Annotated in this window: 18 protein-coding genes and 1 pseudogene; 9 read left to right on the top strand and 10 right to left on the bottom strand. The window is 44.2% G+C overall.

Annotation, left to right across the window (positions count from 1 at the left end; translation table 11 throughout):
* The 4 genes and pseudogenes from ACEWB7_RS15135 to ACEWB7_RS15120 form a co-directional block, all read left to right on the top strand.
* Positions 1 to 107, top strand: a pseudogene (locus ACEWB7_RS15135) (IS5/IS1182 family transposase); the annotation flags it as partial.
* Positions 108 to 242: 135 nt separating this feature from the next.
* Positions 243 to 632 carry a hypothetical protein gene (locus ACEWB7_RS15130; RefSeq protein ID WP_125278836.1) on the top strand — a complete coding sequence of 130 codons (390 nt, stop codon included), beginning with the start codon at positions 243 to 245 and terminating at the stop codon, positions 630 to 632.
* 232 nt (positions 633 to 864) lie between these two features.
* A complete protein-coding gene (locus ACEWB7_RS15125) occupies positions 865 to 1344 on the top strand; it encodes a hypothetical protein (RefSeq protein ID WP_180018241.1) in 480 nt (159 codons plus the stop codon).
* A gap of 108 nt (positions 1345 to 1452) precedes the next feature.
* A complete protein-coding gene (locus ACEWB7_RS15120; RefSeq protein ID WP_411580933.1) occupies positions 1453 to 1971 on the top strand; it encodes a hypothetical protein in 519 nt (172 codons plus the stop codon).
* A gap of 38 nt (positions 1972 to 2009) precedes the next feature.
* Here the strand turns inward: ACEWB7_RS15120 and ACEWB7_RS15115 are convergent, their stop codons facing one another.
* The 3 genes from ACEWB7_RS15115 to ACEWB7_RS15105 all read right to left on the bottom strand — a co-directional run bounded on the left by ACEWB7_RS15115 (position 2010) and on the right by ACEWB7_RS15105 (position 4643).
* Complete coding sequence (locus ACEWB7_RS15115) at positions 2010 to 2963, bottom strand: 2-hydroxyacid dehydrogenase (RefSeq protein ID WP_411580932.1); 954 nt, start codon at positions 2961 to 2963, stop codon at positions 2010 to 2012.
* 92 nt (positions 2964 to 3055) lie between these two features.
* Positions 3056 to 3250 (bottom strand): hypothetical protein, encoded by a 195-nt coding sequence (locus ACEWB7_RS15110; protein ID WP_411580931.1) that lies wholly within the window; start codon positions 3248 to 3250, stop codon positions 3056 to 3058.
* A gap of 121 nt (positions 3251 to 3371) precedes the next feature.
* Positions 3372 to 4643 (bottom strand): hypothetical protein, encoded by a 1272-nt coding sequence (locus ACEWB7_RS15105; protein WP_411580930.1) that lies wholly within the window; start codon positions 4641 to 4643, stop codon positions 3372 to 3374.
* Positions 4644 to 4756: 113 nt separating this feature from the next.
* On the opposite strand from ACEWB7_RS15105, the gene ACEWB7_RS15100 reads away from it, so the two are divergent.
* Entirely contained in the window at positions 4757 to 5533 is a 777-nt protein-coding gene (locus ACEWB7_RS15100) for a class I SAM-dependent methyltransferase (RefSeq protein WP_411580929.1), read from the top strand.
* Positions 5534 to 5548: 15 nt separating this feature from the next.
* Entirely contained in the window at positions 5549 to 6127 is a 579-nt protein-coding gene (locus ACEWB7_RS15095) for a hypothetical protein (protein WP_005232438.1), read from the top strand.
* Positions 6128 to 6210: 83 nt separating this feature from the next.
* Here ACEWB7_RS15095 and ACEWB7_RS15090 read toward each other — a convergent pair whose 3' ends face one another.
* Both ACEWB7_RS15090 and ACEWB7_RS15085 read right to left on the bottom strand, forming a co-directional pair.
* Positions 6211 to 7413, bottom strand: a complete 1203-nt coding sequence (locus ACEWB7_RS15090; RefSeq protein WP_411580928.1) for a TIGR03862 family flavoprotein — start codon at positions 7411 to 7413, stop codon at positions 6211 to 6213.
* 3 nt (positions 7414 to 7416) lie between these two features.
* Complete coding sequence (locus tag ACEWB7_RS15085) at positions 7417 to 8061, bottom strand: SAM-dependent methyltransferase (protein WP_312310031.1); 645 nt, start codon at positions 8059 to 8061, stop codon at positions 7417 to 7419.
* A gap of 84 nt (positions 8062 to 8145) precedes the next feature.
* Between ACEWB7_RS15085 and ACEWB7_RS15080 the strand changes: the two genes are divergently transcribed.
* The gene (locus ACEWB7_RS15080) at positions 8146 to 8322 is read left to right on the top strand and encodes a DNA gyrase inhibitor YacG (protein ID WP_180011884.1); all 177 of its coding nucleotides are present in this window, start codon (positions 8146 to 8148) and stop codon (positions 8320 to 8322) included.
* Between the two features lie 150 nt (positions 8323 to 8472).
* On the top strand, positions 8473 to 8655 hold the full coding sequence (locus tag ACEWB7_RS15075; RefSeq protein ID WP_180003015.1) for a hypothetical protein: 183 nt from the start codon (positions 8473 to 8475) through the stop codon (positions 8653 to 8655).
* Between the two features lie 32 nt (positions 8656 to 8687).
* On the opposite strand, the gene ACEWB7_RS15070 is transcribed toward ACEWB7_RS15075, so the two are convergent.
* From ACEWB7_RS15070 to ACEWB7_RS15050, 5 genes are all read right to left on the bottom strand, one after another.
* Entirely contained in the window at positions 8688 to 9332 is a 645-nt protein-coding gene (locus ACEWB7_RS15070; protein WP_034704815.1) for an MBL fold metallo-hydrolase, read from the bottom strand.
* 21 nt (positions 9333 to 9353) lie between these two features.
* The gene (gene hemH, locus ACEWB7_RS15065; RefSeq protein WP_179992859.1) at positions 9354 to 10367 is read right to left on the bottom strand and encodes a ferrochelatase; all 1014 of its coding nucleotides are present in this window, start codon (positions 10365 to 10367) and stop codon (positions 9354 to 9356) included.
* Between the two features lie 65 nt (positions 10368 to 10432).
* Entirely contained in the window at positions 10433 to 11461 is a 1029-nt protein-coding gene (locus ACEWB7_RS15060) for a DUF4062 domain-containing protein (RefSeq protein WP_034704817.1), read from the bottom strand.
* A 115-nt stretch (positions 11462 to 11576) separates the two neighbouring features.
* Entirely contained in the window at positions 11577 to 12455 is an 879-nt protein-coding gene (gene murI / locus ACEWB7_RS15055; protein WP_312310021.1) for a glutamate racemase, read from the bottom strand.
* Positions 12456 to 12504: 49 nt separating this feature from the next.
* Positions 12505 to 13116 (bottom strand): DUF1285 domain-containing protein, encoded by a 612-nt coding sequence (locus ACEWB7_RS15050; RefSeq protein ID WP_312310019.1) that lies wholly within the window; start codon positions 13114 to 13116, stop codon positions 12505 to 12507.
* Between the two features lie 187 nt (positions 13117 to 13303).
* Here ACEWB7_RS15050 and ACEWB7_RS15045 point away from each other — a divergent pair, with 187 nt between their 5' ends.
* A complete protein-coding gene (locus ACEWB7_RS15045) occupies positions 13304 to 15016 on the top strand; it encodes an electron transfer flavoprotein-ubiquinone oxidoreductase (protein ID WP_005232462.1) in 1713 nt (570 codons plus the stop codon).
* Positions 15017 to 15266 lie beyond the last annotated feature (250 nt).

Raw genomic sequence — 15266 nt, 5'->3', positions numbered from 1 at the left:
TGAAAAGATTTAGAATACTAAGTGAACGCTATCGAAATAGACGGAAAAGATTCGGTTTACGCATTAACTTAATCGCTGCACTGGTAAACCGGATGAACTTGCAATAACGACTTTCGCAAGAGATCTATTATAGAAGTAGAGATCGGTTCGGCTGTTCTGTATGTTTGATTTAATATCCAAGTAGCGAAATTTCATACAATTCCCTATACTCCCCCTAACAACACTCAACAAGAAAGAAGCGCATGAAATTTCAAACACTCATTATGACGACTCTTGCGGGTATCGCACTTACAGCATGTACATCTCAACCAACCATTCCACAGCTGGAACTGGGTGTATTACAGGAAGTACAAAATCTCGAAGTTATTCCAGAAACAACCAATAATAAGGCGAAACTGACCAAATTCCTCGACAAATGCGTGATTGAATTTACTGGCGACATCGGCAACAACCGTTCAGTTGAACAATGGTCATTTAAGGGCATGACCCTGATTGATGCCGGCTCAGCAACTTTCCAGCGCGACGGAACCAGCACAGCACAAAAATTTGACCTGCATGATGCAGCGGTACAAAAGAACTTTGTGACCCTGCGCAATCATTTTGCCAAAGATGCCCTAACTCAATGTGACTAAATAAATTGCCCTGTTTTTTATGAAAATGGGGCTATTTATTTGAATGAACAGAAATTTAATCTTTCTTCTAATTTGACCTGCTCTTTCTTTCTCTTAAAAACTATAAATCCTTGCATCAAACTACGCTGAACCTGTATTCTCTTCACAGCTTATTCATTGTTTTTGGCTGATTATCCGTTACACTGAAAACCAAACTCAGACCGCTCTTTGACGAATTCGAGGTCGATCCATAATGAATATCAAAACCCCAATTATTTTAACGACAGCTTTAATGTTCTGTGCACCCGTATTTGCACAGACCGAAACCACTCAGACCACCAAACCGATTGCACCTTATGGTGAGAACCCGAACCTGCTGCATGTGTTTGCCTATAAAGCACAGGAAGGTGTTATCAATACCGCTGAAAAAGTAGGTGAAGTCACTGAAAAAGGCATTGCCAAAATCAAACCGGGTGTAGACCGTGCTTGGGGCAATACCAAGTCTGCGGCATCAGATACCATCCAGAAAGTAGATGAAGGTGCGACTCAGGCAGCACAGCAAACGGGTCAGAAAATTCAGCAGACCCGTGAAGTCTGGCGCGGTAATTCACAACAGGCACCGATCGTGCAGCAGCCTTTGAGTCAACCATCTACCGCGACTCAAAATTCATCGGTATCACAGCCCCAGTCAAGTTCCGGTACAGCGACCAGTTATGCAGTAGATGATCTCTAAATCATCGCATTGAAAAAAGCCCATTACGGGCTTTTTCTTTTAAGCATTGAAGATAGTTGAGTCTTTCTTTAGACTGAGCTCAAATAAAATCATGAGAAGATAATAAAAATGAGAAAAATTCTTTTCAGCTTTATCGTCGGCATTCTGTGTGGCGTAGCCATTCTATACATCACTTTACTGGTGTCAGGTGAAACCGTGACCTCTCTTGCCGCCATTGATGATGAACTATCCTCAATCCCGAGCCTATCTAGTGCTGCCTCTTATAACCACAAAACTGAAGGTGAAAAAATCCAGCATATTCAAAACCTCGATGAAGCTGAATTTAGGCCCGCCTCTAGCAATAATGCCGATCTGTATCGGATCAAGGATATGTGTAAATTAAGAATCGGGGCTCAGGGAGATGACATTTATAGCTATCGGACTGCTTATTTCTCGCAGAATCATCTGATTTATATGTTTGAAACCCATTATCGAACATCTTATGACAAGCGTCCCGATGAACGGGTACCCGAATTTAAGCGCGTCTATCAGGAAATTATATTTAACCCCCGGTCTGCACTGGTTCAGAATGAATTTTTAAAACTATTAGATAAATATATTACGCCAGAAAACCGAAAAAAATGCTGATCGAATTCGATCAGCATTTAGTTTTTATTTAATAATTTTTAATTTACCTGACGGATGGGCTGACCCTGCTTAAAGGCTTCTACATTTTCCACCATCTGATCCACAATACGTTGACGGGCATCGACACTACCCCAGGCATTGTGCGGTGTGACAATCAGGTTGGGAATTGAGGCATCGAGCAATACATTGCCCTCTTTCGGAGGCTCCACGGTAAGCACATCCGTCGCAGCACCGGCAATTTTGCCTTCGCGTAAGGCCTGAGCCAACGCCTGTTCATCAACGATTCCGCCACGCGCACAGTTAATTAAAAATGCACTTGGTTTCATCGCGTCCAATTCGGCATGACTGATTAAATGACGGGTATCTTCCGTTAAAGGGCAATGCAGGCTTAAAAAATCCACTTGTGGCAATAAATCGGCAAATGGAATACGTGAGTCATCTGCTGGACGGTTAGGCAAAGCAGCAATCAGTACCTTCATGCCAAAGGCTTCAGCCAGTCTGGCAACAGCATGGCCCAGCTCGCCATAACCAACAATACCTAAAGTCTTGCCTGCCAGCTCCACAATAGGTGTACCCAATAGACAGAACTGACTGGCCTTTTGCCACTCGCCCTGCTGTACTACACGCTGATAGGTTAAAAATGAAGTGGCCAGATTGAGCATCAGCATCAGGGTATGCTGAGCGACGGCAGAGGTGCCATAAGCCTGACAGTTACACACCACAATGCCACGTGCCTTGGCCGCAGCCAGATCGACATTATTGGTACCTGTGGCAGAAATCAGGATCAGTTTTAGTTGAGGACATTGCTGGATAGTTGCCGCGTCAATCATAACTTTGTTGGTAATGATGACATCGACATCGGCCACACGGGACTGAATCTCTGTAGCCGATGTGGCCGGGTATAAGACCAACTGGTCAAATACTGCATGAAGTGCCTGAAAGTCCAAATCCTGTTGGTCTAAAGAAGCATAATCTAAATAAGCGGCTTTCATGGCTTTACCCTCAACCTTGTTTGACAATTTATTTTGATTGCCATTTAAAACAAGTCCTGCAGGGTTTTCAAGCAACTTACTGTCAGAAGTGGTTAATCTACAGACTTATCAATATGGTTACGCAGAGAACGGCGCACCTTATAAATCACATATATACTGAGAAAGATCAGAAAAATAAGAGAAGAACTGAGCAAGATCACTGCAGGATGCACACTTTCCGCGTGTGCAAAATTAGGCAGCATCAGTCCAAGAATAAAACAAATACTTGAAACTTGTATGGATTGCATATATTTACTCCCTTGTCATATAAACAACCGGGAGCGGTGTGACTATTTTTCATACCGCCTAAGACCATATTAGGCCTTAGCCGATACAAGTCAAGTATTTGTTTTTTAGATAAATTTTTCGTTATTTCATTTCACTTCGTGTCACAAACTGTGTATTTTTGTCACTTGCGTCAACGAAACCTGAAGCGCCGTATTCATCTGTATGCAAATTCAGATGCTTATAGCTGAACATATAAAAATCAGCATAGCGTTTCATGATAATCGGATGCATGCCTACATTTAATTCATCCTGCTCCTTGACCAGTTTCATGATATGCCGGTCATTCATTACCACCAGATAACGCTCATCATTCAGGTTGATGGTCAGCAAGCCATTACCCTTGGCATAGATTGGAATCAGGAATTTATGGTTCAGTGCAATCGCATCACCGGTATAGCTTTCGATTTTATTACTGATGACATTAAAGACCAGCGCATGACCATAGGCATCCAGCAATAACTGACGCTTTTCCTGCGGCAGATTGACGTGAATCCCAAGCTTGAGCAGGTCCTGCTGATCGACCTGTTTATTACTCAGCAATTCACGCAAAATTACCTGTTTTTGTGCTGCATCGAAAAATTGAGTATCTAGCAACAGATCATTATTTTTCAGGATACGTCCTAAAGCAAAACGGTGACGCGGCAAGATATTCTCAATCACCTTGCGATAATAGAACTTGCTGTTTTTCTTGACCCGACGCATTTTCTGGTAGAAATAACTTTCATCATATTCATGCAATAAAAAGTCATACAGCAGCTCGGAGCTGGCCAGAACAGCGATGGCGTCATGGCCGGTAAAGGGTAGATGCAGTACATGATGCTGTGGAAGTACAGCTTCCAGTTTCAGGTAATGTGCCCGGTCTTCGGTGCAATACGGATCATAAACCAGAATATATTCCCGTTCCGGACTGACATCTTCTGCCTCAATCCGCATGCCTTCATTCAGCTCGGGCCGGTAAAACATGTTATAGCGGGCATCTTCCACATCTTCCGGATCAATCGAATATTGCGGCACCATCGCGACCACTCGCTGAACATTCAGCAGATTGGAATATTTAATCGCAGCATAGCCACCCATGGAGCCACCATAGGCAATGCGCTGCTGAAACGGCGCAATCAGCTCGGCAATGGCTTGCAACATGTTCCACATGGAACTTTTTGGAAACCAGGATTTATGTTTGGGCATGATTCCCAAAACATTAAATTCAAATTTCGCTAATGATTTTTCGGCATTGATGCTCAAGCCCTTGGCACGGGTAATCAAATCTCCAAATGAAAAAATCAATTCTGAAGATGACCCCGGCATAAAAATTGCGCGTATATGCTCATCTTCAAAAACAATCTGCTTATCCATAACTTTCCCGTGCTGGTGAATCTAACTTTTCGGCAACAATTCACTCAATGAATAGGGCCGAAAAAGTGAATATGCTATTTTATATCGATGAAAAAGATTAAAAAGCGCAAAATATGACACAATCACTGCATCCTGCAGCTCAACAGGGGTTTAGTGCAGCGGCTGAGCTTTATCAGCAGGTACGCCCTGACTATCCGGCAGATCTAAGCCCGTGGCTTACCGAGACACTGTCATTGCCTGTAGATGCAGATCTTGTCGATTTAGGTACCGGAACAGGTAAATTTATTCCCTATTTACGCCCGCTCAGCAGCCACATCACCGCCATTGATCCTGTCCCTGAGATGCTGGCCCAGTTAAAACTGGCACATCCGGATATTCATACCCTTGAAGGGATGAGCCACCAGCTTCCCCTGCCCGATCATAGCGTGAATGCTGTGTTTTGTGCACAGTCATTTCACTGGTTTGCCAATCTGGAAACCTTAAAGGAGCTGGATCGGATACTGAAACCTCAAGGCTTTCTGGTACTGGTCTGGAACCAACGAGATATTACAATCGACTGGGTCAAAGCCCTGGCAGATTGTATTGCACCACTGGAAGCTGATACGCCACGCTATCATAGTGGTGCCTGGCGTAAAGTCTTTGAGGAACAGAATCTCTTTCAGCCTTATGCTGAAACGCAAATGCAACAGCTACAGCATGGCCCTGTCGAGCAGGTGGTTTCCAAACGCTTATTGTCAACCAGCTTTATTGCGGCACTACCAAAAGAACAGCAACAGCAGCTCAAGCAGCAATTCGAACAAATTATCAAAAACTATACGGACAAGGGTGCAGAAGATATGATTAATTTCCCTTATGTCACCTATGTTTATGTATTCAAGAAAAATAATTAGGAACAGGATTCAATCATGCACACGATTCAATTGATGTCACGAACTGCACTTTTCACTGCTGCCATGTTTTTGATGGCCTGTGACCAGAAAAGTTCACAATCTGTAGAACAGCAGGCAACGGAAGACTCTGCATCAGAGGAAATCATGCAGGAATTGAAAACTGGACCCGTGAAAAACTTCCCTAAAACGGAAGATGATCCCCATGATATTGCTGTCTTGAATGACTATGAAGAACGTTTTCAGGAAATGAGCGCGGATCTGGAAGCTGAGCTCAATGGCATGCGCAATGATGACAATCTGACTCCGGAATTTGTCCAGCAACGTCAACGCGATCATGTCCAGTCTTCGCTAAATATGCTCAAAGATCTGGAGCTTAAAACTGAACAGGGCCGTTATATTCAGGGTTTGATGTATCAATACTGGGAACATCAGGAAAAACTGGTGAATAGTCCGAAATCTCAGGCCTCTACCGTAAATGAAGCCAGTGAAAATGTAAAAGGTCTGGGCAAATATCTACATGCCCAAGAGCAACTGGAACGCTGGCGTTCGCAATATCCAGAGATGACCACCGCAAATAAAGCCCCAGCACAATAAATAATACATTTCAGGAAGCGGACGCTTCCTGAAATTTTATATGCAGTTCTAAGATTTAACTTTCACTTTCTGAAGAATGCGTATTATTGAGCTTGAACTAAATATTGCTGCACCCCTTCTGCGGCTGCTCGTCCAGTGGCAAAACAGGCTGTCAGCAAGTAACCCCCTGTAGGCGCATCCCAGTCCAGCATCTCACCACATAAGAACACATGTGGATTGGATTTAAGCTGAAGCTGCTCTGACAGAACCTCGCGTTTAACACCACCTGCACAGCTAATCGCTTCCTGTATAGGACGGAAACCTGTTAAAGGAATTTTCAATTGCTTAATCTGCTGTGCTAATTCAGTAGCATTTTGCCAAAGTGGCTTTGGTAACAGTTCACGCACCAGAGCAGCTTTTGCACCATCCAGACCTGCTTTCCGCCAGATATTATTCAAAGACTGCTTTTTACTTGGCTGTAATTTTTTAGCTAATTGTTCTACGGTTTGGTCTGGGAAAAGATCCAGATTCAGCTGCATTGGCTGCCCCTGTTTCAGCTGTTGACGCAGTCCCCGACCTTGTTTATAGATCAGACCACTTTCCAGACCATAGTGACTGATCACAATATCACCCATAGTCTTGTCACCGCCATCAACCCAAGCTTCGACCCGTTTTAAGGGCTGACCGAAGATTGGCTGCATAAACTTGGACCATGGATATTCCACACCTGCATTACTGGCTTGGAAAGGTTCAATCTCCCTGCAATCAAGCCATGCTTGCCATTTACCATCACTGCCGAGTTTTGACCATGACACTGCACCACAAGCCAAAACAATCGCATCAAAGTTTTCTGTGAATGTGCAATCAGTTTTTAAATCATGCATCTGCAGCTGATGATTTTTCAGATCTAGAATTTGATGGCGATAATGAAATTTTACCCCTTGCTCAGTTAAACGTTTTAACCAGACACGCAATAGTGGAGCGGCTTTCATTTCTGTGGGAAAAACCCGACCTGAGGAACCGATATAAGGCTCAATGCCGAGGTCTCTCATCCAGTTTTGAATCCATATGGCATCCCAACGTTTGATCCAAGGCGCTAACCAGTTCACCTGATCATAACGCTGCACAAACTGCTCGACGGGTTCGGCATGAGAAATATTTAGGCCGGTTTTCCCAGCCATCAAAAATTTACGGGCAGCTGATGGCTTTTGTTCAAAAACATGTACTTCATAATTAAATTGGCTCAGAACTTCTGCAGTCATCAAGCCTGCCGGGCCAGCACCCACAATTGCAATGCGCTTCGTCATGGCTTATTCCGCCGAACTCGCATTCTGCCCTTGTAGCGGCTGAAACTCATCAAAACGCGTTGTATAGCCTTCCGGCTTCCTAATAATCAATTGCTGGCACAACTCACCACGCTCTAGATATTTAATTTCAAAATGAGTTCTTGCCGAGTCCTGACCAATGACTTCTTTAACGAAAGGCAGTTTCCACAGATTTTGAACCTGCTGCTCTGCCTCCTCAATATATTCAGGAATATTACTCGCCAAAGTAATCGTGCCACCAGTTTCTAAACGCGATAATAAAAACTCAAAAAATGGCATATTCAGCCAACGCTGTGCCGGGTTATGCGGCTCAGGGTTCGGATACAAAATAAAGAATTGTTCGACTTGTGCTGGATAGAGTGCATGCACAATCCACGGCAAAGCATCGGCATGAACCGTTTGTAAATTCGGCTGTCCTTCCAGCGCATGCTGTTTTTGCATGGCCAAAAATTTCTCTCGAGTCCGCTCGATCGCTATCAGCTTGCTGTTCGGATTGGTCTGGGTAAAGAGCAATGCGTGTTTACCTTTGCCCGCACCGATTTCCACACAAACCGGTTCAGAACTGATACTTTGGAAATCACGAGGCGCATGCATACGCTGTGCTTGAAATTGACGAATCGACATAATCAGATCAAACTAATAAAAACTGTATAAGTCTAACAAGTGCAGTTATATTTGCCTAATCGAAGCTTTATTTTTCTAGGGAGTGTGCTGATGCCGACCACTTTAAAATGTCCACGCTGTGGCAAACTGACCACTTGGGAAAATAATGAATTTCGTCCTTTCTGCTCGGAACGCTGCAAAATGATTGATCTAGGCGCTTGGGCCAGTGAGGAATACAAACTGCCAACCCAAGATGCTCCAGCGGCTGAATCTTCTGAAGAAGACTGAACCTTTTAAAATATCCTATTTAAGCATATCCTAAATAATCACATGATTTTTATAAAAGGCTTGTAGAAAACCAACACAAGTTAACAGCATTTATGTCTGATTAATACTAAGTTCTTACGCTGAAATATCACATTATTTTAGAGCAAGAATATGGGCTACATTATTCTAAAGATCATTTTAATTGGGGTAGGAATACTTGCGATATTGTCATTAGGAATAGGCATTTTTCAACAGGATGGCTTATTTATTGTCGTTGGAGTTCTGCTTGCCATTATGACTTGGCTGATCTATACACAAACCCGCCAGTCTTTAAATAATCCTTTTAGCAAATAAAAAGACCAGCTAGGCTGATCTTTTCAACTACTTTAACCGGCTTTTCCCGCAACGAAAGGATTATGCTGTTTTTCAAAACCAATATTACTAATCGGACCATGTCCTGAAATAAACCGGGTTTCATCCGGCAGACTAAAACATTCGCGCTGGATTGAATCGAGTAGCTGTTGGTGATCGCCACGCGGAAAATCTGTCCGTCCAATTGAGCCTTTAAACAGTACATCCCCTGTCCATAACAAAGCATGGTTCCTGTTATAGAACATTACATGACCTGGAGTATGGCCCGGGGCAAAACGTACTTCAAACTCTTCATCACCCAGTTTGAGAACTTCTCCACCTTCCAGCCATTGCGTGACTTCTACTTTTTCCGGAATCGGAAAACCGTAACGGGCAGACACTTCCTGAATCATATCTAACCAGAATGCATCGTCCTTATGCGGACCAATCACCGGCACATCCCAAACTTTTTTTAAAGCACCAACTGCTCCAGCATGATCGAGATGGCCATGAGTCAGCCATAAAGCCTTGACCGTTAAGCCCAGTGCTTCTACTTCCGCTTTTAATTTTTCAGGTTCGCCCCCTGCATCAATCAAAACAGCCTCTTTACTGTCGCTATCCCAAAGAATCGAGCAGTTTTGCTGAAATGCAGTCACAGGAACAATTTTGACTTGTAACATAGGATAAGAAACCTCAAAAGATTAATGGGCAAGCGTCTGATTCAATGCTTCAAGATTAGCCTGTAACAGCGTATTGAGCAATTGCACATGATCTTCACGGTTGTTCAAAGCCGGAATATAACTGTAACTTTTCCCGCCATTGGCCTTGAAGGTCTCCCCATTTTCCATGGCCAGCTCTTCCAGTGTTTCTAAACAGTCAGCCGAGAAAGCCGGACTCATCACCTGAATTGATTTCACGCCCTGTTTGCCCCACTCTTCAATTAAGGCATCCGTATAAGGCTTAACCCACTCCTGTTTACCAAACCGGGACTGGAAACTAATTGCATACTGATCTTCAGATAGACCTAAGGCTTCTGCAACCAGTTTGCCTGTGATCCGGCAACGATCCGCATAAGGATCACCTTTATCGGCATAGGGCTGCGGGATACCATGAAATGACATCAATAGTTTTTCCGGCTGCCCATGAATCGCCTGATAATCCCGAACACTTTGTGCCAGTGACTGAATAAATAAGGGATGCTGATAATAATCGCGGATAATCGACAGACCAGGTAAATTGCGCTGTTTCAGCACCCATTTTGCGACTGCATCATACAGAGGTGCGGTAGAGGTCGCTGAATACTGGGGAAATAACGGAAACAGAATAATATGATCTTGCGGTTGAGCCGAAATCTGATCAAGAACACCCTGAATATTGGGATTGCCATAAGTCATGGCAGGCACCACATTCAGTTCAAATTGCGGATATTGTTCAATGAGTTTGGCCTTTACTTGACTCACCTGCTGCAGCAGAATCTCACGCATCGGTGAATCCTGACCCCAGACCTGTGCATAAGCCTGGGAAACCCGCTTAGGACGGAACGGTAAAATAAATAAACGCAGGATGAGTTGCCAGATCGGCTTGGGAATTTCAATGACACGCTGATCAGATAAAAACTGCTTCAGGAAATCGCGTACTGCCGGCACAGTCGGTGCATCGGGTGTGCCTAAATTTGCCAATATAATCGTAACTTTTGGTTTAGCTGTAGAAAACATGCAGTACGCCCGTCGTGGTATCAACCCGCTTACTTTAACAGCTTTTTACTTATTCTCTATATGGATTAATACACTGACTTATATTGAAAAGTACGATCTTTATCCAGCAAGTTACTGTCCAGCAGTTTTTGTGCCTTAGGCGTAATCTGCCAAAGCAGACGCTGACGGTCATCACGGCCTGACGGTACAATCCAGTCATTCTGGCGCATTTGCAATTTCAGGCTATGCAAGGCGCGAATATTAATCTGGGCACGGGCTACAGCATGCGCGCGCGGCATTTCCGCTCGTGCATCTTCCAGACCGGTTTCATTCAAATACTCATTCATACGCTTGGAGAAAAATTCCTCCGGCGTCGGATTAATGAATGTAGAGCCGAGAATAGCCAGCAATTGTGCCCAGGTCAGTCTCTTCTGAACTTTCAGCTCTTTAAAGTTACCATCCTGATAAGCATGCATACGGTATTCGAAGGAGAAAACTTCATGCATAGACACTTTCGGCAGGCTCAGGAAAGGATCTACTTCACGTGTCCCCCCATCGCGTTCCAGTTGGGCCACTTTAGCTTTGAGCTGGTCAATCTCGTCATGCAAGGCTTGAGTATTCTGCGGACGTACCCAGCCACTTACCGGATAACGTTCCAGCATTTGCGGCATGTTCAAACGTACCGCCATTTCCAGATCGCGCAAGGTACGATAGCAAAAGACCTGATCAGCTTCCTGCTGCAATAACTGACGAAATTCTTTAAATTTTTCTTGTAATTCAGGTTTGGTATCGTGCAAGGAAGGATCACGTGAAGCCGGATCTTCATGCATAAACACAATAATCGGTTTCTGCTTGGTCACAGCGTAAATGTATTCCAGATGCATATAACCTACACCGGAAACCGACTGCTCGCCATACTGGCTACCCAGCAGAATCACCACATAATCACAATCATCAATCTGGCGACGTGCAAATGCAGTATTTAAAGGAGTGCGTTGTTCCAGCCCCCAGGAAAAGAAACCCATGCCGACCAAAGTTTGTGACAAGATGATCCGCTCTGGCTGCATTTCTGCACCAGAGGTGGAGATAAACACCTGATAACGTTTATCGAGCATTGGTTATCCTCTTTTACTGCACATTGATCTGACCGGCTAGACCCTGCCCTGACACAATATGACGACCCCAGTATAAAAATATATCTTTCAAAATTATAAGATGAGTGACGGTCGCCTAGCTGACTTCTGTCTCCATATTGCTGACCTGCCATTTAATATCGACTGGGATCAGATGCCCTAAAATCGGCTGGAGCTGTTCAGCATTTTGACCACTAACCACAAGTCGGATTTTTAGACTGTCCTTGCACTCATGTTCAAATAATAACCCATTTTTAATCAAAATTCGGGCCGTTTGTCTCGCAACCGCGAATCCTGAGTCAATTAATGTCAGCTTTTGACCAAAAATATACTGAATTGACGATTTTAGGAAGGGGTAATGTGTACATCCTAGCACTAAATAATCAGCGCCCTGATCAACAACCGGTTGTAAAATCTGAGTTAATGTCGCCAGACACTCAGGACTCATCTGCTGACCGGCTTCTACAAAAGGTACCAGATCCAGACAGGTCACCGGAATCACTTTGACCTGTGCCGGCTCGGCAAAACGGATCATGACATCCTTAATCAGCTGTCCACGAAAGGTTGCAGGTGTGGCCAGGACGGCCACCGTTTTGGATTGGGTATTGAGGACTGCAGGTTTGAGCGCTGGCACCAGTCCGATGATCGGAAAGTTTTCGCCGTAATGCTCACGTAAATAATCCAGACTAAATGCAGAAGCGGTATTACAAGCGACGACTGCAACTTTACAGCCTTCACGATACAGCCATTCAATCGCTCGCGCAGTCAGGTCACGGATTTCTTGATCTTTACGGGGCCCATAAGGTACGTAAGCCGTGTCGGCATAATAAACAAAGCGTTCATTGGGCAAATACCGGGCAATTTCCAAAGCAACCGATAGCCCTCCCACACCAGAATCAAAAATCCCGATAGGCGCATCAGCACTGGCTTTAGGCATGGGATCTACTAAGGGATAAATCGGTTGGATAGCGCTCATAACGTTGCTAGTTGCTTGTTTCAAATGACCTTGCGACAAAGCTTAAACCTCAGGTGCTTAAATACAAGTCTAAATCACCACTTTTCAAGCTTAAAACCGTCTCTCCAGCAGCATTTTCACCAAGCTCGCCCATCTCCACCAGATGTAAAAAAGCAGCCCGCTGAAGCAGCGCATTGATTCCAAAACGCACATGCACATAAGGGCGCAATTCATCCTGATACTGACGCATAAAGATAGGATGTTCGCTATCGACAATAATGATGTCCTGAGTCGTGGTGGTCAGTTGCAGGTAAGTCCTGCCTTCAATCTTGACCTGATCGACCTGATTTACAAACAGAGGTTCATCTTCGACCTCGATTTCAATCATTTCAACCGGCGTCTTTAGATAGAATTTTCCTTCTTCTTTCCAGAGTACCGTGGAAAACAGGTCTATCATCGGCTGACGCTTGAGCAATTGACCTTCGTGCCACCATTCTCCATTGGCCAAAACCTTGAGATCCATTGCGCCACAATGCTTTGGATGCCATTGATCCAAAGGCGGGATTGACCTTTTGTGACTGCCCTGTGCATCTTTTAAGTATTGTGCGATATCCATTAAATTTTTATCATCGCTAGAAGCTACTTTTTTCGTCGGATTTTTCTCGGGTGCTGACTTATTCATATAAAGAAGACCTTAATGACGGAAAAATAATATGTTTCAGCCAATTGGCTTAACCTGGGTTTAAAACTATACTAGCCCAGATGCTTAAAGACACTACTATTTTTGTGTCTAGGAATTCAGAACACTCATGGCAGCACCCAATCATCCGATTATGGTTGCCACCGAATAGAAATATGAGGAGTCCTACATGGAACACATCGAACGTGAATCGATGGAGTTTGACGTTGTGATCGTAGGTGCGGGTCCTGCCGGCCTATCTGCTGCAATCAAGATCCGTCAACTTGCAATTGAAAACAACCTGAATGATCTGTCCGTTTGTGTCGTAGAAAAAGGCTCCGAAGTCGGTGCACATATTCTTTCAGGTGCTGTGCTTGAACCTCGTGCCATGAATGAACTGTTCCCGAACTGGAAAGAAGAAGGTGCGCCTTTAAATGTGCCAGTAACAGAAGACAAAACTTTCTTCCTTCTTTCAGATGAAAAATCACAAGAAGCCCCGCACTGGATGGTACCGAAAACCATGCACAATGATGGCAACTATGTCATCTCTCTGGGCAACGTGGTGCGCTGGTTAGGCCAGAAAGCCGAAGAACTGGAAGTATCAATCTTCCCGGGCTTTGCTGCTTCAGAAATTCTGTATCATGAAGATGGTACGGTGAAAGGTATTCAAACCGGTGACATGGGGATTGGTAAAGATGGCGAACCGACGCATAACTTTGCACCAGGTTATGAGCTGCATGCCAAATACACCATCTTTGCTGAAGGCTGTCGTGGTCACTTAGGTAAACGCCTGATCCAGAAATTCAATCTGGACAAAGATGCTGATCCGCAGCACTACGGGATCGGCATTAAAGAACTCTGGGAAATCGATCCAGCGAAACACAAACCAGGTCTGGTAATGCACGGTGCCGGCTGGCCTTTATCTGAAACCGGTTCGTCAGGTGGCTGGTGGTTATACCATGCTGAAAACAACCAGGTGACATTAGGCATGATCGTGGATCTGTCTTATGAAAATCCGCACATGTATCCATTCATGGAAATGCAGCGCTGGAAAACCCATCCACTGATCAAACAGTATCTAGAAGGCGGTAAACGTATTTCTTATGGTGCGCGTGCCGTAACCAAAGGTGGTTTTAACTCTCTGCCGAAATTCACCTTCCCGGGTGGATCTTTAATTGGTGATGATGCGGGCTTCCTGAACTTTGCCAAGATCAAAGGCTCACACACTGCTATGAAATCCGGCATGCTCTGCGGTGAAGCGGTATTTGAAGCGATTGCTGCCGGTGTAGAAAAAGGTGGTGATCTGGCGATTGCGCGTGTGACCGAAGGTGAAGACTTCTTTGTAAAAGAACTCACATCTTATACAGACAAGTTCAACAATAGCTGGTTGAAAGAAGAGCTGTATAGCGCGCGTAATTTTGGCCCTGCGATGCACAAGTTCGGTCAATGGATGGGGGGTGCATTCAACTTCATCGACCAGAACGTGTTTAAAGTGCCGTTCACGCTCCATGATTTAGTGCCAGACTTTAAAACTCTGAAAACGGTCGATGCAGTGAACTTCAAGCCGAACTATCCAAAACCGGATGGCAAGCTAACCTTTGACCGTCTGTCTTCTGTGTTTGTATCGAACACGGTACATGAAGAAAACCAGCCAGCGCATTTAAAACTGACCGATGCTTCGATTCCGGTAGATGTCAACTTGCCGAAATGGGATGAGCCTGCTCAGCGTTACTGCCCGGCAGGTGTGTATGAAATCATGGAAAATGATGACGGTTCGAAGCGCTTCCAGATCAACGCAGCGAACTGTGTACACTGCAAGACCTGTGACATCAAAGATCCATCTCAGAATATCACCTGGGTAACACCGGAAGGTGGCGGTGGTCCGAACTACCCTAATATGTAATGCTTAATTAGCTTGCATAAGCCTCTAAAATAATTAATTATTTTAGAGGCTTTTTTATATTTATAAGATTATGAAATACGCATCATTTAATTTTTTTGTACAAGAAAAAATTAGTATTTAATAGGGCAGAGTAAAACTTGAAGTGCGACATAAACCACCTAATTAATTTAAAGGGTTTATGGAGTATATAAAATTGTCATACCATCATCTTAACTTTGAAGATCGTACTGCATTAATGCTTGAGTCAAGA

It is taken from the genome of Acinetobacter sp. NIOH-H-8, from assembly GCF_046635365.1.
In the GTDB taxonomy this organism is placed as follows: domain Bacteria; phylum Pseudomonadota; class Gammaproteobacteria; order Pseudomonadales; family Moraxellaceae; genus Acinetobacter.
The sequence above is the reverse complement of the archived record's forward strand: the minus strand, read 5'-3'. Positions and strand labels throughout refer to the sequence as shown.

Coding starts and splice junctions, on each gene's coding strand:
- ACEWB7_RS15075 (WP_180003015.1), top strand. CDS start 8,473: ATGGGCTACATTATTCTAAAGATCATTTTAATTGGGGTAGGAATACTT.
- murI (WP_312310021.1), bottom strand. CDS start 12,455: ATGAGCGCTATCCAACCGATTTATCCCTTAGTAGATCCCATGCCTAAA.
- ACEWB7_RS15060 (WP_034704817.1), bottom strand. CDS start 11,461: ATGCTCGATAAACGTTATCAGGTGTTTATCTCCACCTCTGGTGCAGAA.
- ACEWB7_RS15100 (WP_411580929.1), top strand. CDS start 4,757: ATGACACAATCACTGCATCCTGCAGCTCAACAGGGGTTTAGTGCAGCG.
- ACEWB7_RS15070 (WP_034704815.1), bottom strand. CDS start 9,332: ATGTTACAAGTCAAAATTGTTCCTGTGACTGCATTTCAGCAAAACTGC.
- ACEWB7_RS15080 (WP_180011884.1), top strand. CDS start 8,146: ATGCCGACCACTTTAAAATGTCCACGCTGTGGCAAACTGACCACTTGG.
- ACEWB7_RS15095 (WP_005232438.1), top strand. CDS start 5,549: ATGCACACGATTCAATTGATGTCACGAACTGCACTTTTCACTGCTGCC.
- ACEWB7_RS15110 (WP_411580931.1), bottom strand. CDS start 3,250: ATGCAATCCATACAAGTTTCAAGTATTTGTTTTATTCTTGGACTGATG.
- ACEWB7_RS15130 (WP_125278836.1), top strand. CDS start 243: ATGAAATTTCAAACACTCATTATGACGACTCTTGCGGGTATCGCACTT.
- ACEWB7_RS15045 (WP_005232462.1), top strand. CDS start 13,304: ATGGAACACATCGAACGTGAATCGATGGAGTTTGACGTTGTGATCGTA.
- ACEWB7_RS15120 (WP_411580933.1), top strand. CDS start 1,453: ATGAGAAAAATTCTTTTCAGCTTTATCGTCGGCATTCTGTGTGGCGTA.
- ACEWB7_RS15115 (WP_411580932.1), bottom strand. CDS start 2,963: ATGAAAGCCGCTTATTTAGATTATGCTTCTTTAGACCAACAGGATTTG.
- ACEWB7_RS15105 (WP_411580930.1), bottom strand. CDS start 4,643: ATGGATAAGCAGATTGTTTTTGAAGATGAGCATATACGCGCAATTTTT.
- ACEWB7_RS15050 (WP_312310019.1), bottom strand. CDS start 13,116: ATGAATAAGTCAGCACCCGAGAAAAATCCGACGAAAAAAGTAGCTTCT.
- ACEWB7_RS15125 (WP_180018241.1), top strand. CDS start 865: ATGAATATCAAAACCCCAATTATTTTAACGACAGCTTTAATGTTCTGT.
- hemH (WP_179992859.1), bottom strand. CDS start 10,367: ATGTTTTCTACAGCTAAACCAAAAGTTACGATTATATTGGCAAATTTA.
- ACEWB7_RS15090 (WP_411580928.1), bottom strand. CDS start 7,413: ATGACGAAGCGCATTGCAATTGTGGGTGCTGGCCCGGCAGGCTTGATG.